Source organism: Aliiglaciecola sp. CAU 1673 (genome assembly GCF_029223185.1).
Lineage (GTDB): Bacteria > Pseudomonadota > Gammaproteobacteria > Enterobacterales > Alteromonadaceae > Bowmanella.
The window spans coordinates 145597-169101 of sequence record NZ_JARHUG010000001.1 but is presented as its reverse complement, the minus strand read 5'-3'; the positions used below and the strand labels follow the sequence as shown (position 1 = coordinate 169101).

Here is a 23505-nt window from a genome sequence, read left to right as displayed (position 1 = left end):
GATTAGAAGCTGTACTTCACGCCCAAGCGCACTTCCCACAGAGAAGGCGTAATCTCACGGCTCTGGCCTGCCGGATTCAGAAACTCTTTGTACTCATACTGATTGTTAGCATTGATGCCAGCAGTTACAGCTGGCTGCAAAGAGCCACCTTCTTTCAATACGCCCCAATCATCGTTAATCATGTTACCGATGTTTTTGATAACGAAATAAGCGCTACCTTTATGATCTTCGTAGAAGCCGGGGAATTCCTGTTCGACTTTAACGTCAAACTTCACCCACCAGCTGCTGCTCAGAGCATTGCGATCCAGGATCTCGCCACGGGTCAAGCCCTCGGACTCGATAAAGGCATTAAAGGCATTAAGATCAAATCCGCTAACCAAGTTACCCTGCTCATCATATACAGCTGGCGTGTAAACGACATTAGGATCATTTTCTAACGGAACATACAGCAACTGTCTTGGCTCATCATTGAAACCCAGGAAGTTCCTTGCAGTATTAAAGGTGTAGCCATAAGGGCGACCTTCGTTAGCCTGACCAAACAGACTGAACTTGGTATCCAGTCCATCGAACAGCTGTGTGGTGTACGCCAGGTTCAAGGTAAAGCGATGCGGGATCTCATAGTTAGAGCGGGCTAAACCTGGGTTTTCCGGATCAGCGGTGTCAATACGATGATAATTAGAGAAAGCCACAGAACTGGTCATGGGGTGCACTTCTTTGGCCTCGGTAAAGGCATAAGAAAACGCCATATCCACGCCGTTGTCATACTGCTTGCTCACACCCACGGAGAATACCGTGGATTCTCCATCCTTACCTTCAACATTGGTCAGCAACAAGTCAGATTGACCGGGGTGATTAGTGTCTGCATAGACAGGACGACCATCTGGAGCCTCACCGACTTTTACGTTGGCCAGATTCTTGATTATCGCTGAGTCTTGCTTATCCGTGTATAGGATGTCCGCAGTTACGATATAGTCATCGGGCGAGGTATAGGTCAGACCCAAAGCGTATTTCCACTCAGATGGAATCTCAAAGTTTGGATCGGTGGCATCAACGCCAGCATCGGTTAAACCGCCGCCAACCAGATTATACAACTCAACGGGAATATCATAAATCGCATTTCCCTGACCAGTCAGAGCTACAGCATTAGGACCAAGCAGCTGCATTCCGCGCTTATTAACCTGAATATTGCGCACACCGTCGTTGGAATAGCTGTTAGAAATCCAAACGTTGGGGTTACCGCCGGAATACAGGCCGAATCCACCACGGATTTCTACATCGTCACTGGCCGCCCAGTTGAAGCCAAAGCGGGGTTGCAGCAGGTCTTTTCCATCCAGGTTCTGGCTATTGGAGAAGCCATAGCGATCTTCAAAGTTCTGATTGTGCTTAGGCAGGTCGTCGCTGCTATACCAGTCATAACGAAGACCGAACATAACTTTAAGATCTACGTCACTGAAGCTGTATTCGTCCTGTACATAAGCGGTGTGCAGCGTGTATTCAAACTCACCGGCCGCATCAAGAGGATTGTGGCTTGCGGCATTACCATAGTAAACACGGGCCACACCGTTACGGAACGCGTCAATGTTGTCGAAACGGTATTCGCCCACTGTGTGCTGAACGAACATATTGAACACATCCAGTTCTTCGAACTCATAGCCGAAGTCCAACTTGTGCTCATCAAGATAATATGTCCCGGCTAGTTTGAATGACAAGTTGTCATACTTCAGCTTGTTGGCCTGACGAGAGTCATCGGGACCAATATAAACTACTACGCCGTTTGACACTGTGACTTGCGCTTCTGCAAATCCGCTGGCTTGGTCAATGGAGATCTGGCGGTTATCCAATGAGGAGTGGCCGATACGCAGTTCCGTTGAGAAGCTGTCAGTCCAGTCTGAGTACAATGAAGCGACTACAGAGTTAAACTTAGCGCCTCGCTCATAGAAGTGATTCGATAGAGCTATACGATCTGAGCCGGAGTCCGACTGATCGATGGAGAAACCGTCGTTGTAGTTGTAAACCAGGTTGGCACGATGGTAATCGTTGATGTTCCAGTCCAGTTTAACCAGGACCTTTTCATCTTCTACCGGCATGCTGGGCAGCAGTGAACCCGGCTCGTAGCCATAAACATCGCGAGCGACCTGAGCAATTTGATCAATCTCAGTCTGGGAAACCCTGCCGTTGTCAAAAGGTGCATATTCAAAAATCTGCGCGCCTTCCAGCTTTTCGTAGGCTGCGAAGATAAACAGGGTATCTTCGATTAGCGGAGCGCCAACATTAAAACCGTAACGTTTCTCGGTGTAATCACCTGTGGCGATCTTGTCGCCTTCCAGCTTGTCACCTTTTAGCGAATCGCTAGTGTAATCGTAGAAAACGCCACCACGGACTTTATTAGTACCAGACTTGGTAACAGCATTGATATTACAAGCAGTGAAACCGCCGTACTGCACATCAAATGGCGCCAATTCTACGGCAACCTGGGCAATGGCGTCGTAGGAGAAGGGAATGCGCTCTGTCGGATAGCCGCTGCTATTCAAGCCGAAGTTGTCGTTCATACGCACACCGTCAACAGTTAAGCTGTTAAAGCGTGGGTTGGCACCGGCACATTGAATGGCATCTGAACCCGCTTCGTTGATGTAAACACGGGGATCGATACGCACCACATCTTTAATGTCACGACTTGCAGAAGGCGCAGCTTGCAGACTGGTCAGGTCAAAGTTATTGGATGGACCGGTTTGGCCATAGTTACCGGTAATGCGACTGGCCGTCACCACGATAGCTTCAATAGCTTGTTGCTCTTCAAGCGTTAGATCCAGCGTGTAAGCGTCACCCAACGTCAGGTAGATATCACTGACCGCGGTATCCTGAAACTTGTCAGAATCGACTTCTACGCGGTAAGGACCACCTACGCGTAAGCCTTTGGCAGAGAAGTTACCAGCCTCTGTGGTAGTAACAGTTCTGGTGGTACCGGAAGGAACGTGAGTGATAGTGATTTTGGTATTGGCGGCAGCATTGCCCTGAGGGCCTAAAACCTTTCCGTTAATGCCTGACGAGGTTTCCTGAGCCAGTGCTCCGGAGGAGACCCCGGCAGCCAGTGCCACAGCCAACGCTACGCGATTAAGCTTGGAGTTGTTAAACATTGTACTTTCCTAGTGGTTTATTGTGTGTGTTCACTTTACGGGAGCATTGTTGCAAAGCGATTTCACCTTGTTCGCCCCCCGTGACGAGGTCGAAAAGACTATTCTGCGGCTTTGCCCGTCGTTAAAAAGTCGGGACAAATTGTGCGTTCTTTTAAAAAAAAAGGAAGACCCTAAAAAGATTCATAACTTCTTATTCATAAATCTTATTTTTCAAAGAGTTACGCATCATCAGTAAAATTACTCATTGCAACAAGTAAGATTAGCTGGTGAAATTAGCCGCACTTAACAACATGCTATCCCACTCATGGTTAAACTGAATCTTGTATTGCCAAAAACCCTGCTGGCATTGGTAGCAGTGAGTCTGTCCTTGCTTATTTGGTGGATTGCTGGTCGCGAACTGGTTTCTACAGAACAAGAATTCAGTCCCGTTATCCAAACTCATCTTGAGTGCCAAACAGGAAGCAATAGTAAGGCTACTTTAACGACCTTCATTAACACTCCTGGTCTCGCGCAAGTCCTGTCTCAGACTCTTTGTACCAACAGCATTGTGGCTAAGCAGTTCGGTCAAGTCAAAATCTACTGGAATCAATATGAAGATCAGGTACTGCAATTTGTCGGCAAAGGTATTGCCGATCTGGCCTTGGTGAAAGAAAATTTGATGCAAGCGCTGCGAGCAGAAAACAGTTATGGGTACAGGATGATTGCTTCCTACCCGGACTACTCGGCGTATCTGATTGCCAACCGAGAAAAGCCAAGGCTGACTAAAGAATACCTTTTAGGTAAACGAATAGGACTGCTTGACTACCCTACCAGCCGCTCGGGTCATATTATCCCAATGGGTTTGTTTAAGTCCTTGGGGCTATCTTCCGAACAGCTTCAATTCGTTTACGCCAACTCACACACGGAGTTAAGACAACTGCTGATCAGTGGTAAAGTGGATATGATCTCGTCCTATTGGCAGGAGAGCGATAGTGAAATCCTCTCCAAAAACTACATTACTCCACTGGAACAACAAGTTAGCGGGAATAAGTGGTACCTGAAGATGCAAACCAATAACGTTAATTTGTTCTGCGCCATTCAGGAAAGTCTGATAGAAATAGCAAGGAAGCAGAACTCCAGTTATTACAACCAACTGGCACCTGAACCCAGCTGTGATATTGCCAATGAAAGCCAGTCTTGAAAATCCAGCCTTTCGCTATACGTTACTGATCCTGTCGGCTTATCTGTTATTTCAGACATTGTTTTGGGTGTCTTCACAGAAGAGCCATACTCAAGCCATCGAACGCTCAATTGTCGCCTTGGAAAAACGCATTGCCCTGGATGTTCCTTGGTTGCAACTCCCCAACGAAGCGATGAATACCGCTGCCGATGAGCCCTCGGTAAGGCGCTACCTGCAAAGCCTGAACCAACAAGCCAAGCAGATGCAAATGCCAATCAGAATTCACAGCCTACAAGGCATTCAGGTTCAAAGTCCGATTGAATTTAACCATGCATTGCAAAGGCAGTTACAAACTCCCGGTCAGGAACTCAATCTTCAGGTAGGAACAGCAAATTTCAGCTTATTGGCCAATCTTTCCGTTTGGCCTTTTCTGGCCACCGCGCTGCTGTTTTTGCTCAGTAAAGGGCGTATGGATTACAGTCCCACACTACAGCAGTCTTTGAGTGAAAACGCTCAGCCAAAGCGTCCGCGCCTGATTATCAACCTGCACGACCGCAGCCTGAGCTGTCACAAGGGCCACCATCCTGTACAACTCTCTAATAAGCCATTGTGCTTTTATTTAGCGGTGCTTGAGTATTGCCAACAAAACGACAAAGCCAGCCTGAGTCACAATAAGGATATGCCGCAGGAGTTATTGGACAGCGCCAATCGCTACTTCTCCAGGCTGATAGAGCTGGGCCACACCATCCGTAAACGACCGGATTTTCGCAGCAACTTGGATAAGATGCTCAGTGAAGTGCGCGCGGCCTTAGATGAGGCATTCAAGGAAAATCCGGAAGCTAAGATGGTGTTCTACCCTCCCAAGGCCCAAGGAGAAGGTTCACGTTCCAAAGTTCACAGCTATGCCCTGGATGATATCAAAAGCGCAGACATCGAAATCATCGGAAAATAACTTCAGCATTCTCTTCGGTAAATGACAATTCAGCTTCTTCAGGAAAAACTATCTTTACGTAAAGCTAATTAGGCCAAAAATGGCCCCATGGCTGGCTTTTTTCTGTTTCGCTGGTACTCTTGCCACTCCTGTTTAATGAAGACTCACGCCCAGCATGCCAAATACGAGAATCATCGCCATTTCCGGCGGTTCAGGTTCGGGGAAATCCCTGTTTACCAGAACACTTATTACCGAAATCCTCGATGCAGGCATGGATATCCGGGTGCTGTGTGAAGATCACTATTATCGCGATCAGACACACTTGAGCATGGATGAACGCCTGCTGACCAACTATGACCACCCAGCGGCCTTCGAGCATGAACTGCTGCTGAGTCATTTGGAGCAGCTCAAAACCGGGCAAAGCATCGACTACCCCGAATATTGCTTTAAAACCCATACGCGTCTGCCGCAAACACAGAAGGTTGAGCCCGCCTCGGTGATTATCGTCGAAGGCATTATGCTGCTGGCCAGCCCTGAATTGCTGCCGCTGTTTGATATTAAAGTCTTTATTGATACGCCACTGGATATTTGCCTGTTGCGCCGTATCAACCGGGATATGCAGGAGCGCGGCAGGTCTTTGCAATCCATCACTGAACAATACGAATCCACCGTAAAACCCATGTATCACCGCTTTGTAGCTCCAAGCCGCTTCACTGCCGATGTGATAGTGACACAAGGTGGCAAGAATCGTATCGCTTTGGACGTACTCAAATCCCATATCCAGCAAGTATTAAAATAATAAGGAAGTCTAATGACGGGTTTGCTAGGAATCTTACTGCTGTTCGGCATTGCCTATTTACTCTCTTTTAATCGCAAGGCGATTAACTGGCGGACCGTTATCGGCGCCTTCGCCCTGCAGGTAGGATTTGGTGCACTAGTGCTTTATGTGCCTGTCGGTAAAGATATGTTGCTGGCAGTCTCCGGCACAGTAGCGCAGGTCATAGGTTATGCAAAAGAAGGCGTGGTGTTCCTGTTCGGTGATATGGGCGCGCAAAAATATGGCTTTATGTTTGCCATACATGTGCTGCCTATTATTGTGTTTTTCTCTTCCTTTATTGCCGTGCTCTACTACCTGGGCATTATGGGCTGGGTGATTCGTCTTATCGGTGGCGCACTACAACGCCTGCTTAAAACCAGCCGTCCAGAAGCCATGTCGGCCACCGCTAATATTTTCGTTGGCCAAACCGAAGCCCCTTTAGTGGTGAAACCTTTTATTCCGACCATGACGCGCTCCGAGCTCTTTGCGGTGATGGTGGGCGGCCTGGCCTCGGTGGCAGGCTCTGTATTGGCGGGATACGCAGGTTTGGGTGTGGAGCTGAAATACCTGATAGCCGCGTCCTTTATGGCAGCGCCTGGTGGTTTGTTGATGGCCAAGTTGATATTGCCAGAGACTGAGCACCCGCGAAACGACCTGGAAGAGCTCAACACCAAGGAAGACAGAAGCGTCAACGTGATTGATGCTGCGGCCTCAGGTGCTGCCAGCGGCATGATGCTGGCGCTCAACGTCGGCGCGATGTTGTTGGCCTTTGTGGCATTGATTGGTCTGGTTAATGGCCTTATCGGCTGGGTAGGTGGTTGGTTCGGCCAGGAAGAGCTTACTTTGCAGCTGATTTTAGGCTTTGTATTCCAACCTCTGGCTTGGGTTATTGGTGTGCCCTGGGAAGAAGCCAGAATGGCCGGCAGTTTTATCGGTCAGAAGATTGTGGTCAATGAATTCGTCGCCTATCTGGATTTTGTTAACTACAAGGACCAACTGGGCGCGGGCACTCAGGCCATTGTTACCTTTGCCCTTTGCGGATTTGCTAATTTCAGCTCTATTGCCATCCTTCTGGGTGGGCTGGGCGGCATGGCACCAAGTCGTCGCCATGATATCGCTGCCCTCGGATTACGCGCGGTGGTCGCGGCCTCTTTGGCCAACCTGATGAGCGCAGCCATTGCCGGATTTTTCTTGTACCTCTAGGGTGCAGGCCGTGGAACGGGCTGGCGTCACAGCCCGAATTTGAAGAGTAGGTAAGTGTATGAAACTCGTAGCCGTAGATTTTACCGCAGATAATGCCGAACAGGCTTTTGTGGAATCCCTGCATCAGACAGGCTTCGGTGTGCTTAAAAACCATCCCATTAAGCAAGAATGGGTGGACAGTATTTACGCCAATTGGCGTGAATTTTTCGCTTCCGAGCGAAAGCATGAGTTTACGTTTGATCCCAAAACCCAGGATGGTTATTTCCCACCTTCGGTATCTGAAGTGGCCAAAGGCCACAAGGTCAAAGATATCAAAGAGTATTTCCACTACTATCCATGGGGCCGTTGCCCACAAGAACTGCGTCAGCAACTAGCAGACTATTACCAGGCCGCCACTGATTTTGCGGCGACCCTGTTGGGTTGGGTTGAGAAACATAGTCCTGACGATGTGGCCGCGCGTTATTCGCAGCCCTTATCGAAGATGATTGAAAACAGCGAGCAGACTCTGCTTCGCGTGCTGCATTATCCGCCATTAACCGGCAGCGAAGAGGCTGGCGCCATCCGCGCTGCAGCCCATGAAGATATTAACCTGTTGACGGTGTTACCGGCCGCCAACGAACCTGGTCTGCAGGTACTGGGCAAAGACGGTAACTGGATTGACGTTCCCTGTGATTTCGGCAACCTGATCATCAATATCGGTGATATGTTACAGGAAGCCTCTGGCGGTTACTTCCCTTCCACCACCCACCGCGTGATCAACCCGGAAGGTCAGGACCAAAGTCGCTCACGTATTTCACTACCACTGTTCCTGCACCCGCGTCCCGATGTGGTGTTGTCAGAACGTCATACCGCAGACAGCTATCTTAAAGAGCGTCTGCGCGAACTCGGCGTTATCTAGCAGGTATAACAAGCCAAATGATGAAGCACCTTTGGCTGTTTTTATGTATAAGCCTGGGCAGTATGACTGCCTGGGCTGACCCGCCCAAGCTAATCGTGCAGATCACGGTAGATCAACTACGCGGCGACTTACTGCAGCGCTACCAGAAAAACTTTATCAACCAAGGTAATCGCAAAGGCTTTAATCGCTTTTTGCAGCAAGGCACGTTATACACCAACGCTCACTATCGTCACGCATTAACGTTGACCGCAGTGGGCCACGCTACGCTAGCGACAGGCGCATTGCCTTCCAGACACGGGGTCATTGCAAACCAGTGGATCGATCGCCAATCAGGCGAGCCTGTGTATTGCACGGCAGACGCAAGTACTCAGCCTCTGGGCTTTGATGGTTACAGTGCCTCTCCGGCTAATCTGGATGCCTCCACCTTCGCAGACGAGTTGTATTTTGCCACCAGAGGCAATGCCAAGATATTTTCAGTATCCCTTAAAGATCGCGGTGCGGTATTGACAGCAGGACGTTTGGGGAAGGCGTTCTGGATGGATAAAGAAAGCGGCAATATGGTCAGCAGCAGCTACTACTTCGACGCACTGCCAGACTATGTGCAAGGTTTTAATCAAAGTGGCCTGAAAGATAACTATCTGGGCAAGACCTGGGAGCTTAGCCTGCCGCAACACCTTTACGTCAATGATGCGGCTAACCGTCCTTTTCAAATTCCACCGATGGGCTTTAGTACAGGCTTTCCTCATCAAATGCCCGCAACAAATGATACAGGTTACTACAAGTTGTTGGGATACAGTCCTTATGGCGATGAGTTAACGGCTGACTTCGCCCGGTTGCTGGTTGAGCAACATAAATTGGGCAAGGACGATGTCACGGACTACTTGTCTATCAGTTTCTCCACCAATGACTACGTAGGTCATCAGTTTGGTCCTAACAGCCTGGAGGCTGAAGACAATCTGCTGCATCTGGACAAGACGCTGGCGGATTTTTTCTATTTTCTCGATAAGCAGGTTGGTTTAAACAATGTTCTGTTGGTGCTGTCGGCCGATCACGGTATCGATAGCATCCCCGAATACAAGAAATCCATCGGTTTTGGTGGCTTTCGTAGCACTTTCAGTGAGTCATTGACGCAGCTGAATCAGGCCCTTTCAGGACAGTTCAAGGTAGAAGGAGAGCTAATAGAGAAGGTGCAATTACCCTTCCTCTACCTCAATCATGATCTTATTGCTAAGCAGGGGCTATCAGCGTTGCAAGTGGAGCAGGTCCTGGCCACCAAGACCTTGGAACTCCCAGGTGTGGCTGCGGCTTTCACCCGCACTCAACTGATGACACAAAGCTTTGCACCAGACAGCATCGGTGCCATGGTCCAAAACGGTTATTATCCGGCCCGCTCAGGTGATGTAGTGCTGGTGCAAAATGCATCAACCCTGATAAATGTTAAGTCCGCTACCAGCCATGGTTCGCCTTATAAATATGACACGCACGTGCCCCTCTACTTTGCGGGTTGGAATATCCGCCCTCGCACCATTAGCCGGCAAGTATCACCGGAAGACTTGGCGGTGACGCTTTCAGTGTTGTTACAGATAAGTCAGCCCGACAAAGCCACCGGAAAGGTGCTTGAAGAAGTGTTGCAGTAATCAACCGCCTTTATGGCGCTTGATAAAACTGGCCGACGGAGCAAAAAAGGCCGCCCCGGCTTCCGCCCGGCTATAATCCAACAGCTTGTCGTAGTGGCCTTGCTTATCACCAATAATGCGACTTTGTAGCAGGTGACGATACACCTCTGGCAGCCTGGAGCAGGCCACCATCATCAATCCTTGCACTTTCATATCGCCGTAAGGCATGTTTTGCGTCAGTAGCCCGATAGGCTCACCATGACTGTCGCGTAAACTACAGCGACGAGCGTGTGCAAAAGCGGGCATCTGTGTGGGCGGTAATGGCCTGTTATCAGCCTTGTAGCGACCCATAATCATCTCTTGTTCGGCCACCGACAGACTGCTCCAGCGGTCCATATCGTGGCGAAAGCGCTGGAAATGCACGTAGCTGCCGCCAGCAAAATCCTCGTCCTCATCCCCCACTAGGGCCACATCAAATTTCTTCATGCCTTTAGGATTATCGGCGCCATCCACGAAGCCAGTCAGGTCGCGCCCATCCATATAGCGAAAGCCCTTAACCTGTTCCATCAGCTCTGCTTGTTCGCCTAATAAGGCGGTGATTTCCATACCGATGGCGTGGCAAACATCCGCTCTGTCGGCACGGATTTGGATAAAAAGATCGAAAGGCTCAGCCGGCGCGACGCGATCTTCACTGCGCACATCAGGAAACGGGGCCAGGCGCCTGGGCATAGGGCCAGGATAGAGTTCTGGCCAGTAGCTGCTACCAATCGCCACCATGCCTGAGACCATGGCTTCATAGTGGTCTTCATCGTAAAAATCGAAGATGTCGAGCATCCTCGCCAACTTACGACGCACTTTGGCGGCATCATCGTCGATAATGTTGAACAGCAGATAAAGGGCATGCAGATTGGGCTCCGCACAAACCCCTTTTTGTGGTTGTGACATCAGTCCTCTATTGACTAGTAGCCAGCCGCCTGACCATCCTTGCGGCTTTCTGAAGCGCCATAATATACGCCAGTTTGCGGGTCACGCATAATGGCTTGATAGCCGCCAAAAGAGCCTACTTCATCGGTCAGGGTATGGCCTTTTTCCATCAACGTACGGCGCACTTTGTAATCAATACCACTCTCAAGACTGACATAGCCACCGTCTGTCATCTTTTCATCAGTGGGTTCACTGGAGCCGCTATGCAAAATCCTCGGGGCATCGCCCGCTTCTTGCAGATTCATACCGAAATCGATGAGGTTAATGATGATCTGTGCATGCATCTGCGGTTGGGTGCCGCCCCCCATCACCCCAAAGCTCAACCAAGGCTGACCATGACGAGTAACGAAGGCAGGGATAATAGTATGGAAGGGGCGTTTACCAGGCGCGTAAACGTTAAAATGCTCTTCCTGCAAAGAGAACATCTCGCCGCGATCCTGCAACACGAAACCTAATCCGGTAGGGGTCATGCCAGACCCCATGCCGCGATAGTTACTTTGGATCAATGACACCATGTTGCCGTCTTTGTCGGCCACCGTCATATAGATTGTGTCACCCTGGTATTTACCGGCATCGTAACGCTTGGCCGCTTTGCCTGATTCTATCAGCTGACGGCGTTTGGCCGCATATTCCTTGGAGATCAACCAATCCACCGGGATTTGGTTAAAGGCTGGGTCGGCGTAATACTTGGCGCGATCTTCAAAGGCCAGCTTTTTGGCCTCTACAAAGGTATGGATATAGTCGGCAGAGCCAAAGCCCATACCTGGTATATCAAAGCCTTCCAAAATGTTGAGAATTTGCAGTGCCGCAATACCTTGCCCATTTGGTGGCAGTTCCCACACATCGTAGCCACGATAATTGGTCGACACCGGCTCCACCCACTCTGACTTATGGGCAGCTAAGTCATCGTAACTGAGAAAGCCCCCCTGCTCTTTCATATAGGCAGCAATTACTCGGGCGATGTCGCCACGATAGAAAGCATCACGTCCGCCGGTGGCAATTTTTTCGTAGGTGGCAGCCAGATCCGGATTTTTAAACACTTCCCCTTTACGCGGCGTTCTTCCATTGGGCATATAAGTTTCCTTAAACCCAGGGAATTGGCCCAGGGTAGGCGCACTTTTGGCCATGTAATAAGCGATGAGTTCTGAAACCGGAAAACCCTGTTTGGCATAGCCGATGGCCGGTGACAGGATATCTGTCATCGGTAGCGAACCAAACTTCTGATGCAGCTCGAACCAGCCATCCACCGCCCCCGGCACTGATACAGGCAAGGGACCATGGGCAGGGATCTTGGTCATACCCTTGTCTTTGAAATATTTTAGGGTCAGTGAGCGTGGCGAACGCCCAGACGCATTAAGGCCATAGAGTTTGGAGGTTTTGGCATCCCACACTATGGCAAATAAGTCACCGCCAATACCACAGCCGGTGGGCTCGACTAGTCCTAACATGGCGTTGGCGGCGATCGCCGCATCAATGGCATTCCCACCACGCTTTAGAACATCCAGTGCGACTTGCGTAGCCAAAGGCTGACTGGTGGCCGCCATACCATTTTGTGCGATAACTTCGGAGCGACTGGCAAAAGGTTCGCCGGTAATACGATCATAGGCCTGAGCAAGAACAGGAAGCAGCAACAACGTGGCAAAGAGGGAACGAACAGGGCGCATGGTAAAGCTCGTCAAATTTCGATACTTGCATCCTATCGGAAGGGGCCCTTTTGCAGCAAATCTTTATGCTTTTGCAAAAAAGAAAAAGCCCGGAAAATCCGGGGCTTGCTTTAGTTTTAAAGGCTATCTCAGGCCAGCACTATGGTTATTATTCTAGCTGGCCCAAGACATAACCTTATTTGCGTGAACCGGTGAAATCAGGGTAGGCTTCCAGACCGCAATCCACCATATCCAAGCCCTGATATTCATCTTCTTCGCTGACACGAATCCCCATCACGGCCTTAAGTACGCCCCAGACAATCAGGCTGGTCACGAATACCCAGACGAAGATAGTCGCCGCACCAATCAGCTGGCCACTGTAGGTAGCGCCGCTGTTGGTAATAGGCACAATCAACAAACCGAACAGGCCCACCACACCGTGAACAGAAATGGCACCCACCGGGTCGTCAATCTTCAGCTTATCCAGAGTAATGATGGAGATCACCACAATCAGGCCACCCACAGCACCGAAAAGAGTAGCTTCCAGAGCGCTAGGGGTTGAGGGCTCTGCGGTGATGGCCACCAAGCCTGCCAGCGCGCCGTTCAAAGCCATAGTTAAGTCAGCTTTCTTAAACAGCACTTTGGCCAGCAGCAATGCTGCAACAGCACCACCCGCAGCCGCCGCATTGGTGTTAAGGAATACCATGGCCACGGAGTTGGCATTGGCAATATCACCCAGTTTTAATACTGAGCCACCGTTGAAACCAAACCAGCCCATCCACAGGATAAAGGTCCCCAGTGTTGCAAGAGGCAGGTTTGCACCAGGGATAGCGTTGACCTTACCATCTTTGGTGTACTTGCCTTTACGGGCACCCAGCAACAGCACGCCGGCCAAGGCTGCAGCGGCACCGGCCATATGCACAATGCCAGAACCGGCAAAGTCAGAGAAGCCAAGGTCACCCAGGGTGTACATACCAAATACCGCCTGGCCACCCCATGTCCAGCTACCTTCCATTGGATAGATAAAGCCAGTCATAAACACGCAGAAAATCAGGAAAGTCCACAGTTTCATGCGTTCAGCAACGGCACCAGAAACGATACTCATGGCGGTGGCCACAAATACCACCTGGAAGAAGAAATCAGAGGCAGAGGAGTAAATCGCACCTCCTTCGAAGCCGTCTTCACGGTCCGAGAATTCGCCTAACGTGGATGCAACATCAACATCGGCAATACCGGCCAGGAAGATGCTACCGTCATACATAATGGCGTAGCCACAAATCATATACATGATGCAGGCTATGGCATACAAGGCGACGTTTTTAGTGAGGATTTCTGTGGTGTTCTTGGCTCTGACCAATCCGGCCTCGAGCATGGCAAAGCCGGCGGCCATCCACATGACCAAGGCGCCACAGACCAGGAAATAGAAGGTATCTATGGCATATTGCAGGTGGAAAGTCTGTTCCATGTTCATACTCCTCTTGCTTAAATGGCGTCGCCGTCGACTTCGCCAGTGCGGATCCTGACGGCATGCTCGAGGTCAAACACGAACACTTTACCGTCACCGATTTTGCCGGTCTTGGCAGCTTTGACAATAGCCTCTACCAGGCGATCCACATGGTCGTCCTGCACGGCGATGTCTAGCTTTACCTTAGGCAAAAAATCCACCTGGTATTCGGCACCACGGTAGAGTTCTGTATGGCCCTTCTGGCGACCAAAACCTTTGACTTCGGTAACGGTCAGACCGTCGATACCGATGTCAGATATCGCTTCTCTGACATCATCAAGCTTAAACGGCTTGATGATGGCGCTGACTAGTTTCATCTTGTTGCTCCTGGTAGTTCTTATGTGTGGCACTACTCTCTAACAAGAGCTGTGCCATCGTGTTTTTTTGTTATTTTTCATAAAGATAAAAATAAAACGCCACAAGGATAGTCTATTTTTTGCACCACTGACGTGCAGCAAAACCTGAACGCCCCAACTTGGTGCATAGCAAAAGCCGTTGGAGGCAATTTCATTGATTAGCTACACTGGCGTCCTAAAGAAAGGCTCAGGGGAAGGCGAAATGAACAATAGAAGCTGTATCGCGCTGGTGTCATTGATACTGCTATGGGGGAGCGCTCTGTGTCAGGCGCAGGAGCAGCAGGACAACCCGGAAACAGCCGAAGAACAGGATGTCTCACAAGACAGTATCGTTGACAAACGCCTTCGATCCGATGCCAGTGCTCTGGTAAACCCTTATGCCATCACCCAGCTTCATCCGAACTTCCTGTTACCAGTAAGCTACCAGTCCAACCCCAATCAGATTGGCAGTGACGGCTTTACCCAAGACAATATCGACCATCTGGAAAGCAGATTTCAGATCAGCGTAAAGATGCCCATCTACCTCCCTGAAAGTGGCAGCGAGGTAGAAGGACTTTTTTTCGGTTTCACCGCGCTGTCTCACTGGCAGGTATATAACGATGAAATTTCCAAGCCCTTTCGGGAAACCAATTACGAACCTGAACTCTTTTATACCTTCCAAACCAAAATCAAGTTGCTCGGATATCGCTTTAATCTGGCCCAGATTGGCCTCAATCATCAGTCTAACGGCCAAAACCAGCTACGTTCGCGCAGTTGGAATCGTCTGATTGGCACCTTGCTATTCAGTGATGAAGAATCCCTGTATTACTTGCGTGCCTGGTATCGCTTTAAAGAAGACGCCAAGGAAGATGAACTGGATCCTATGGGCGATGACAATCCGGATATCACACATTATTTAGGCCATTTTGAATTTGGTTATGGCACCCGCTTAGGCAATTTCAACCTTATGACCCTTATTCGGAATAACCTAAAAACCAGTGATAACAAAGGCAGCATAGGCTTGCATCTGAGTTATCCCTTGTCAGACCGTTATGAATTACTGTTGCAATACTTTAACGGCTATGGCGATTCGCTGATCGACTATAACCGCCACCAGCAGCGAATTAGTTTGGGTGTTCAATTAGCCTTCTTCTGATCTTCAGGGTTCGCTTTTTATTCCAACCATTTAAAGGCATGATGGAAGCTGAGGCTAAATCGTCTGAATAGAGCAACAGGTGATAACAACGAACATGGCGAAGTATTCAGATATGACAAAAATCGGGTTGCTGTTGTGCACATTGTTCTTCGCCTTGCCCCTCAAGGCACAATGTATCCTGAAAGTCCGGGTCAATTATGCGCCGCCGCAATATTTCAACGAACAGGATAAGTGGACTGGTATTGCCGTCGAGATGGTTGAAGCCCTGCTGCAAGAAGCGGGGTGCAAGGCTGAGTATCATAAATTGCCTTGGCAACGCGCAATAATGGAATTGGAAAAGGGCACCATCGATATCATGATGAATGTGGGGTATAGCGACTCCAGAGCCCAACATTACTACTTTATTTCCCCAGATACCTATGAAGAGCAGGTGTTGGTGACGAGAAACGACGCCGAAATAGAGATAGAAACCCTGGATGACTTAATATCCTTGCCCTTGGATATCGTCTATGAGAAAGGGGTTATCTTTGATCAGGCTTTTACCGACAAACTCAGCAGCAGCGAAGCCTTCAGCCAAAAAGTAGTACCCAGTGCGGTGGAAACCAATTTTGAATCGGTCTATCTGAAACGCTTGTCAGGCGCCATCACCACTTACGATTTTGCTGCCTATATGCTGAAAAAGAACCCTAAATATTCACAAGAACTGCGCATTCTTCCACTTAAGATTTCCTCTGTGCCCACCTTCTTTGCATTAAGCAAAAAATCTGTCTCCAAGGAGCGATTTCTGGCTTTTCAAGAAGCAAACATCAGGCTGATTTCCAGAGGAACTTACCGACACATCATAGCCAGCTGGCGCAGTTTGCAAGATTAAAACGGATCTGACGCCAGCGTCTTATCCATCCTTTGTAACACCATTAATGCCGTTTGTGCCGCTTGATGCAGAAACTGTGGATCTAAGCGTTCGGCGGTATCATGCTCTGTGTGGTAGTCGCGATGATCGGCTACGCTCAAGAAAAGATAAGGGATGCCCAGTTCATGAAACTCAGCATGATCGCTGGCATCACGATAATCAATGGTGGTTTTACGATCATAGCCCCTGGCCCGGCCTTCATGTCCTTGTAGAAGGTTAAGCGGAGCATCTCTGATGGCACTGTCTACCAACGATTGAAACTGCGGATAATATTTCGCCCCGGCAAGATAAAGGCGTCTTTTTTTCCCCCCCTGACCAAGCATGTCCAAATTGAGATTGGCCTTGATGTTGTCCAGCGGCACAGGCGACTGTGCTAAAAAAGCCTTGGCGCCATATAAGCCTTTTTCTTCCGCATCGGTAGCCAAAAAAATCACATGATGTTGCAGTGGAGAATGGGCAATCACTTTGGCCAAGGTCAGCATTGCCGCTACACCGGAGGCATTGTCATCGGCACCGTTATAGATGCGTCGGCCCTTGCTCCCTAAATGGTCATAATGGGCAGATACAACAATTACATCCTCATCCTCTGGCGCCGTTCCCTTCACCCAACCGACCAGGTTATAGGCAGTGGAATCGGTAAACAGACCATTGAGTTTAAACGGCTGTAAGTAATCATCCCCGAAGCACAGTAGCCCGATATTCTGATAAACGTCCTGAATATACTGACGCGCCAGCATTGCCCCCCGAGATCCTGTTTTACGCCCCTCCATGACATCCGCGCTTAGAGTACTTAGGTGATGCCATAGTGTTTTCTCATCAACACTCGCACCGGCCACCAGCACTGGCCACGCCAGCATCCAAAAGCTAACAAACAACTTCAAGCCCACTATATCTTACTCAGGAGATCCAATTTAATCTGATAGCGCCCTTCGTCTTGGTCGTTCACTGAGAGACGTTTTGCCTTTTCTAAATAGCGTTCTGTAGCATCCAACTTTCCGAGGTGGAAATAACTTTTCGCAAGACCGAAGTAAAACTGATGGACTGATTCATCCAAAGACAAAGCATCTTTGTAGTGACCGATCGCCTTTCGCCAATGACCATAATCATATTCCTGCTCTCCCAGCAGGAAATGGTAGTAAGGGTTCTTTATCCTGCTCCGTTCTAGTCTGGCAAGGATTGTCTGTGCCTCTTCATCCCGACCGATGTATGTGTACAATATGGCTAAGTTTTCTTGGGCACTTCGGTCATTCGTCAAGCTTATCGCTATCTCATAGCTATCTTCAGCCCACTCAAACAGATTATTAAAGCGGTATAATATTCCCAAGTTTACCCACGCTTCACTCAGACTGGGTTCTGTAATCAAAGCCTGTCTAAAGTAAGCGTATGCTCTATCAAACTCACCACCCATCAGTGCATCAGCACCCTTGTTGTTATAAAACATAGAAAGCACGCGGCGTTTGCTGATTACCTTAGTAGGAAACTCTGTACGGCGCTCGAGAGGATTAAAATCTACTTCTAGGCCGCTCCGACTTACAAACAATCTGTCTCTCTCGTCTCTAGGTACAATGCGCAAATTGATATGACCGTTGAGCATGCTGAAGCCATCTCGTCGGGTCCAAAACTCTGGAATATCAACTTCCTGAAAAGCCACATCCATTCCTGCGTATGATGCCAAGGCATAGGTCATGATTGACATAGAAAGGCAATTTGCAGCGCCAATTTCAAAGGTTTCACTGGCGATCGTATTGGCAGCGCCAGAATAAAGCAGATTCATATCAGAATGGTCGAAGATACTTTTGGCTAACAAACGAATACGTTTCTCAGGATCATCCTCCCGGGCGATGAGCCGGTTTACAAAGGATTTCATTTCCCTACTGATGGCAAAGACTTCATCCTCACTTTCGATAGGAACATTTTCGTAGTCGGGGAAGACATAGTCATGGAGACCGTCATGAGGCTCCACATGAGTACTATTAATGTTGGCAGCGCAACCTGAGAATAGAAGCAAACTACCTAACACAAAGACAAAGATTGGCTTCATGGTACCTCCACAAAAATTTGTCCGGTGGCTGCAAGACGCGTCTTCCTATGCAGCCTAATCACTCCTTTTACTTAACCCTAGATACTCAACAATGTTGCAACAACCCCTTTCATCCCACTAATCTGTCAGTTGGCGTATCAGATGGTTCAAACATAAGACCAATATTTTCTTGAAGTGGTTTCATTCTTTTAATAATCGCTGTCTTCATATACTAAAAAAGCCGCCGGAGGCGGCATTTTTCTGGAACTTATGGCTTGACCAGGTCCGCATCGCGGGCCGGTTTGAATTCGGCCCCATCTTTCCAAGCCGGCCAGGCATCTGAATTCCCAAGTTTTTCAGTAAGGCTGTAAATAAGATTAAGATCCTGTTCTACCCCGCTGAATTGCCAACTTTCCAGGAACTCGTCGCTGGGCTTATGATAACGATTGGCAATGTAATCAGGGTCGCTGTCACCCAGATCCATAAACAACAGTCCCGGGACGCCTTTTTGTGCCAAGGCAAAATGATCTGAACGGAAAAACAGGCCGTTTTGCGGGTTGCGATCAAGCACCACGTGACGTCCCTGAGCCTTGGCTGCCTCAGCCAGCCAATCTTCCAGCTCCTGCAAACCGTCCCCATATTGCAGCACGTAGTCTTTGGCACCAGCCATATTCATGCTGTCTATATTCAACAGCGCCACCATCTTATTGGTGGGCACCGGCGGCTCGTTGGCAAAAGCATGAGCCCCCAGCAGGCCGGTTTCCTCGGCGGTGAAAAAGGCCAAAATCACGGAGCGCGCCAACGGCTTTTCTCGGCTTTTTAGTCTTCTGGCAAGCTCCAGAACGCCAGCAACACCGGTGGCATTATCTACCGCTGCATTAAAGATATTGTCACCTTTTACGCCGGCCTTTTTTCCAAAACCGTCCCAGTGAGCAGATAACACGATATATTCGTCAGCCTTGCTGCTACCGGGGATCAGGCCCACGACATTGCGACTTTCACCCATCTGACGGAAATAGCGAGTTTTCAGATTCGCTTTGATGCCTAAATCCATTGCCTTAAAGCCAGGCTTAGCGGCAGCAGCTTTGATCTTGTCATAATCCAGGTCAAGAGACTTAAATAAGGCCCGGGTGGCCTCTGTCTGTATCCAGGCCATGGCCTCCAGCTCGTCGGCGTTTCCGGTATTATCCACCAAGGCAAACTTGGTGCCTGTCGCACCGGATTCCACCACCGACCAGGGGTAACCTGCGGCACCGGTTTCATGAATGATAAAGACGCCAGCGGCACCACGGCGGATGGCCTCTTCGTATTTATAGGTCCAGCGACCGTAATAGGTCATGGCGTTACCACGAAACACCTTTGGATCCTGGGTAGCGTAGCCGGGATCATTGACCAACATCAGCAAGGTCTTGCCTTTAACATCCACCCCTTCATAGTCATTCCAGCCGTACTCAGGGGCATCAATGCCATAGCCAACGAACAGCACCTCGGAGTCTTTAAGCTCAGTACTGGTGGTCCATTTTTGTGTACGGGAAACAAAGTCCTGTCCAGGCTTAAGCACCATATCGCCCAGCTTCAGTTGCATATCTTGGTAGGCGGCAATACCAGCCATGGGCAGGGTCTGCACGAACCCGCCTTTGTATCCCGGGTCAACCCCCAGGGCCTTGAGTTCCTGAACCAGATACTGAATGGTTTTCTCTTCCCCCTCAGACATCGGCGCTCGACCTTCGAATTCATCGGAGGCGATGGTTTTCACTTGTGATTTGTAATACGGCTGAGAGAAAGTTGCCTCTGCGCCACACCATCCACTAAGTAGGCTAAGAGACAATATAAGTAGTTTTTTCATTTCCCTTTTCCTTCTAAAGACAACTGAATGACCAATTATCGGAGTAGTACTGTGCCAAACAGATGCTAAAACTGAGCGACCAGCTTACCGCCTTATCACTGTAAATTCAGTAGCAGCTTCAATATGAATGTCGGAATATTTGACAATTGTGCGCAGCATTATTTTTTATCTGCATGATTTATAATGACTTCTTAACTGGCTTAATTATTGCTTCGCCATACTAGATTAGCAGCGTTTATGACCTGATCCCGAAGTTACCCAACTATGCAAAAACTTGGGTATGTGATCCTTGATTAACAAATTAAGGATACTGTTATGACAAAATTTAAAGTTCTGTGCACCCTCGCTCTACTGGCAAGTATGCCACTTAACGCCGCCCTCATAAACTTGACAGGTATTGGGTATGCAACCTACGGCGACTTCAATTCTTATTCGCTACCCATTGGTAATCTTCAATTAGGCTGCACTACTGGAAATTGTCCGTTAACGGTAAAGTCAGGTCCTGGTCAAATTCAGGATTTGGTTGTAGTGGCTACAGGGGCCAGCGGTCAGGGTGTGAATACAAACTTTGCCGGAATGGACAACGCCTACGCCACTCCTAATGGTCAGGGTGATCCCAACTTTTTCAGTACTGGTGGTGAGCCTGACCCTGGTGAAGTATCGGCTTTTTCGGGTGATAGCAGTGACACCTGGGATGCATCTCTCCTATCGCTCAAGGATTTTCTGGCCGGTGAAGCTATGGTTTTCCTTTTTAATAACAATAATTTAAATGGTCAAAACGAACAGAGCCTGGCAGCTTGGGCCCAAATCACAGTCACTAATAACGTGGGTGGCACCCTTGGCATTTTTGATTTCACTAATAACGGTGGCGCCTATGCCCTTATCTCGGAGGGCGGTGGCGGAAACTTTTTAGGTGATCCAGGCCTTTATACCAGTTCCGGGAGCGGTCCTACCTTGGGTGACAACACCAGTACAGATTATGTGCTCTCCGGTGGTCCTATTTGCATTGATAATGACGCATTACCAGGCACTCCAGTCCCAGTATCCTGTACCTCTTTGGACGCAGACGAGGGGCCAATCAATCATAATTTGGGTGCAGATACTGCGGCCTACGCAATTATTGGCCCTGAATTGAATAGCTTGCTAGACGGTCTTTTTACCAGTGTCAGCGATACTGACCTGGCCGACTACACAATGCATATTGATTTACGTTTAGGCTGCGATCCAGGCTTCGGTGCTGAAGGCGATGAAATATGTTCAGGCCTTGTTTCAGGATTCGGCAAGAACCTGAATAATGGTTATGAGCAGTTATTTATTGCGACAGCATCATTGGACACCCCACGAGTACCCGAACCCCAAGCCCTTCTGCTTTTTGCACTGGGCATTCTGATACTCGTGGTGAGTTCCAGAAACATAAGCAGAGTAGCCCATTAGGGCTACTCCAATCCCAAAAATCCGCCTGTCTGATGGGCCCATAGCTTGGCGTAGATACCGTTAAGTGCGAGTAACTCGCTGTGAGTACCGGCTTCAACAATACGTCCTTCATCCAGCACCAATAACCTATCCATCGCCGCAATGGTGGAAAGGCGGTGGGCAATGGCGACCACGGTTTTGTTTTCCATTATGCGGTTTAAACATTGCTGAATGGCCACTTCCACTTCGGAATCAAGCGCCGAGGTAGCCTCATCCAGAATCAGTATTGGCGCATCTTTAAGCATTACCCGAGCGATAGCAATGCGCTGGCGCTGACCGCCAGAGAGCTTTACCCCCCTTTCTCCCACTTGGGCATCGTAACCGGTATTGCCGTGACCATCGGAGAGCTTCTGAATAAATTCATGGGCTTCGGCTTGTTTGGCAGCTCGGATCATATCCTCCTCGCTGGCATCTAAGCGCCCATACAATATGTTTTCCCGCACCGAGCGATGCAGCAAGGACGTATCCTGGGTTACCATGCTGATTTTTTCACGCAGGCTTTCCTGGGACACTTCACGAATATCTTGTCCGTCAATAAAGATTTGTCCCGACTGCACATCGTAAAAGCGCAGTAATAGATTCACCAGGGTCGATTTACCAGCGCCGGAGCGCCCTACCAGCCCGACTTTCTCACCGGGGCGAATGTGAATATTCAGATCTTCAAACACCCGGTTGCGACTGTCGTAGGCAAAGCCCACGGCTTTAAATTCAACGGCGCCGCCTTTCACCTGCATAGCGCCAGCATGGGGTTTATCCTGCACAGCTACCGGTAAGGCCAAGGTATTCATGCCATCCTGAACCGTACCAATATTTTCGAACAGGTCGGAGACTTCCCACATGATCCATTGCGACATGCCGTTCAAACGCAGGGTTAAACTGACGGCGATGGCGATATCACCGGGACTGGCCAGTTCCTGTAGCCACAAATAAATCGCCAGGCCACTGGTAATAAAAATCAACAGAGCATTGCTGCACCACACAGCGGCGTTAAGCCAGGTGACCAGTCGCATCTGCGGATAAACAGTGCCAAGGAAACTGCGCATACCCTCATGGGCATATTCACTTTCCCGCTGCGTATGGGCAAAGAGTTTGACGGTAGCGATATTGGTGTAGCTGTCGACGATGCGCCCGGTCATCACAGAGCGAGCATCGGCCTGACGCTCAGATACGGCGCGCATTCGGGGCAGCAGTAGTCGCAGGATACCTATATAAACCAGCAACCACAGCACCAGCGGTATTCCCAATCGCCAGTCGACTGAAAAAATAAGCCATAAGGCACTGAGGAAATACACGCCGACATAGACCATCAGATCCAGCAGCTTACGCACGGTTTCACGCACCGACAGCGCCGTCTGCATGACCTTGGTAGCAACCCGCCCGGCAAATTCATTATGGAAAAAGCCCAGGCTCTGCCCCAGCAAATACCGATGCGCCTGCCAGCGAATTCGCATAGGGAAGTTGCCCAGCAGGGTTTGATGATTGACCAGGGAATGCAGCAGGATACTCACCGGCAAGAATATCAGGATCACCGCCCCCATCCACATCAGGCTATGGGCTTCTTCAGACAGGAATGTTGCCCTATCACGGGTGGCAAACCAGTCGACCAGCTGTCCCAAATAGCCAAAAAGGCTCACTTCCAAAACAGCTATCAATGCACTTAGTAAAGACAGACTAATCAACGCCCGCTTCATGCCCCTCGAATAATGCAGGCAAAACGCCAGCAGGTTTTTGGGCGGTTGTGCAGGTGCTTGCTGCGGGAAGGGCTGCACCAACTTTTCAAAAAAAGAAAACATCGCATTCCTTTATGAGTTTTTTACTACAGAGACACAGAGGATAAGAGAGCATCAAGGTTCATGGACATTTTGACTTATCCCGA

At 49.3% G+C, this 23505-nt stretch carries 18 protein-coding genes; 9 read left to right on the top strand and 9 right to left on the bottom strand.

Annotated elements, in window-relative coordinates:
* Positions 1-2 precede the first annotated feature (2 nt).
* Positions 3-3134: a TonB-dependent receptor gene (locus P2G88_RS00685; RefSeq protein ID WP_275793667.1), complete on the bottom strand. Its 3132-nt coding sequence runs from the start codon at positions 3132-3134 to the stop codon at positions 3-5.
* 304 nt (positions 3135-3438) lie between these two features.
* Between P2G88_RS00685 and P2G88_RS00680 the strand changes: the two genes are divergently transcribed.
* From P2G88_RS00680 to P2G88_RS00655, 6 genes are all read left to right on the top strand, one after another.
* Positions 3439-4314: a PhnD/SsuA/transferrin family substrate-binding protein gene (locus tag P2G88_RS00680; RefSeq protein ID WP_275793665.1), complete on the top strand. Its 876-nt coding sequence runs from the start codon at positions 3439-3441 to the stop codon at positions 4312-4314.
* Positions 4298-5245 (top strand): hypothetical protein, encoded by a 948-nt coding sequence (locus P2G88_RS00675; RefSeq protein ID WP_275793664.1) that lies wholly within the window; start codon positions 4298-4300, stop codon positions 5243-5245. Before P2G88_RS00680 ends, P2G88_RS00675 begins: the two co-directional genes overlap by 17 nt.
* Before the next feature lie 154 nt (positions 5246-5399).
* Positions 5400-6023, top strand: coding sequence for a uridine kinase (gene udk, locus P2G88_RS00670; RefSeq protein ID WP_275793662.1), 624 nt, complete (start codon positions 5400-5402; stop codon positions 6021-6023).
* A gap of 12 nt (positions 6024-6035) precedes the next feature.
* On the top strand, positions 6036-7244 hold the full coding sequence (locus P2G88_RS00665) for a NupC/NupG family nucleoside CNT transporter (RefSeq protein WP_275793660.1): 1209 nt from the start codon (positions 6036-6038) through the stop codon (positions 7242-7244).
* 58 nt (positions 7245-7302) lie between these two features.
* Entirely contained in the window at positions 7303-8142 is an 840-nt protein-coding gene (locus P2G88_RS00660; RefSeq protein WP_275793658.1) for a 2OG-Fe(II) oxygenase family protein, read from the top strand.
* 17 nt (positions 8143-8159) lie between these two features.
* Positions 8160-9779 (top strand): alkaline phosphatase family protein, encoded by a 1620-nt coding sequence (locus P2G88_RS00655; RefSeq protein WP_275793656.1) that lies wholly within the window; start codon positions 8160-8162, stop codon positions 9777-9779.
* On the opposite strand, the gene P2G88_RS00650 is transcribed toward P2G88_RS00655, so the two are convergent.
* From P2G88_RS00650 to glnK, 4 genes are all read right to left on the bottom strand, one after another.
* Positions 9780-10703 (bottom strand): Dyp-type peroxidase, encoded by a 924-nt coding sequence (locus tag P2G88_RS00650; protein ID WP_275793654.1) that lies wholly within the window; start codon positions 10701-10703, stop codon positions 9780-9782.
* 14 nt (positions 10704-10717) lie between these two features.
* Positions 10718-12406 (bottom strand): gamma-glutamyltransferase, encoded by a 1689-nt coding sequence (gene ggt / locus P2G88_RS00645; RefSeq protein ID WP_275793652.1) that lies wholly within the window; start codon positions 12404-12406, stop codon positions 10718-10720.
* Positions 12407-12581: 175 nt separating this feature from the next.
* Positions 12582-13850 (bottom strand): ammonium transporter, encoded by a 1269-nt coding sequence (locus P2G88_RS00640; RefSeq protein ID WP_275793650.1) that lies wholly within the window; start codon positions 13848-13850, stop codon positions 12582-12584.
* Positions 13851-13867: 17 nt separating this feature from the next.
* A complete protein-coding gene (glnK, locus tag P2G88_RS00635; protein ID WP_275793649.1) occupies positions 13868-14206 on the bottom strand; it encodes a P-II family nitrogen regulator in 339 nt (112 codons plus the stop codon).
* A gap of 241 nt (positions 14207-14447) precedes the next feature.
* On the opposite strand from glnK, the gene P2G88_RS00630 reads away from it, so the two are divergent.
* The gene (locus P2G88_RS00630) at positions 14448-15380 is read left to right on the top strand and encodes a phospholipase A (RefSeq protein WP_275793648.1); all 933 of its coding nucleotides are present in this window, start codon (positions 14448-14450) and stop codon (positions 15378-15380) included.
* Positions 15381-15474: 94 nt separating this feature from the next.
* Positions 15475-16251 carry a transporter substrate-binding domain-containing protein gene (locus tag P2G88_RS00625; protein WP_275793646.1) on the top strand — a complete coding sequence of 259 codons (777 nt, stop codon included), beginning with the start codon at positions 15475-15477 and terminating at the stop codon, positions 16249-16251.
* Here the strand turns inward: P2G88_RS00625 and P2G88_RS00620 are convergent.
* The 3 genes from P2G88_RS00620 to P2G88_RS00610 all read right to left on the bottom strand — a co-directional run bounded on the left by P2G88_RS00620 (position 16248) and on the right by P2G88_RS00610 (position 20156).
* Entirely contained in the window at positions 16248-17171 is a 924-nt protein-coding gene (locus P2G88_RS00620) for a M20/M25/M40 family metallo-hydrolase (RefSeq protein WP_275793643.1), read from the bottom strand. The two genes, P2G88_RS00625 and P2G88_RS00620, sit on opposite strands and share 4 nt — an antisense overlap.
* A gap of 5 nt (positions 17172-17176) precedes the next feature.
* Complete coding sequence (locus P2G88_RS00615) at positions 17177-18331, bottom strand: tetratricopeptide repeat protein (protein WP_275793641.1); 1155 nt, start codon at positions 18329-18331, stop codon at positions 17177-17179.
* A 247-nt stretch (positions 18332-18578) separates the two neighbouring features.
* The gene (locus P2G88_RS00610; RefSeq protein ID WP_275793640.1) at positions 18579-20156 is read right to left on the bottom strand and encodes a M28 family metallopeptidase; all 1578 of its coding nucleotides are present in this window, start codon (positions 20154-20156) and stop codon (positions 18579-18581) included.
* A gap of 315 nt (positions 20157-20471) precedes the next feature.
* Here P2G88_RS00610 and P2G88_RS00605 point away from each other — a divergent pair, with 315 nt between their 5' ends.
* Entirely contained in the window at positions 20472-21590 is a 1119-nt protein-coding gene (locus P2G88_RS00605) for a hypothetical protein (protein WP_275793638.1), read from the top strand.
* A 2-nt stretch (positions 21591-21592) separates the two neighbouring features.
* On the opposite strand, the gene P2G88_RS00600 is transcribed toward P2G88_RS00605, so the two are convergent.
* Entirely contained in the window at positions 21593-23422 is a 1830-nt protein-coding gene (locus P2G88_RS00600; protein WP_275793637.1) for an ABC transporter ATP-binding protein, read from the bottom strand.
* Between the last annotated feature and the right edge of the window lie 83 nt (positions 23423-23505).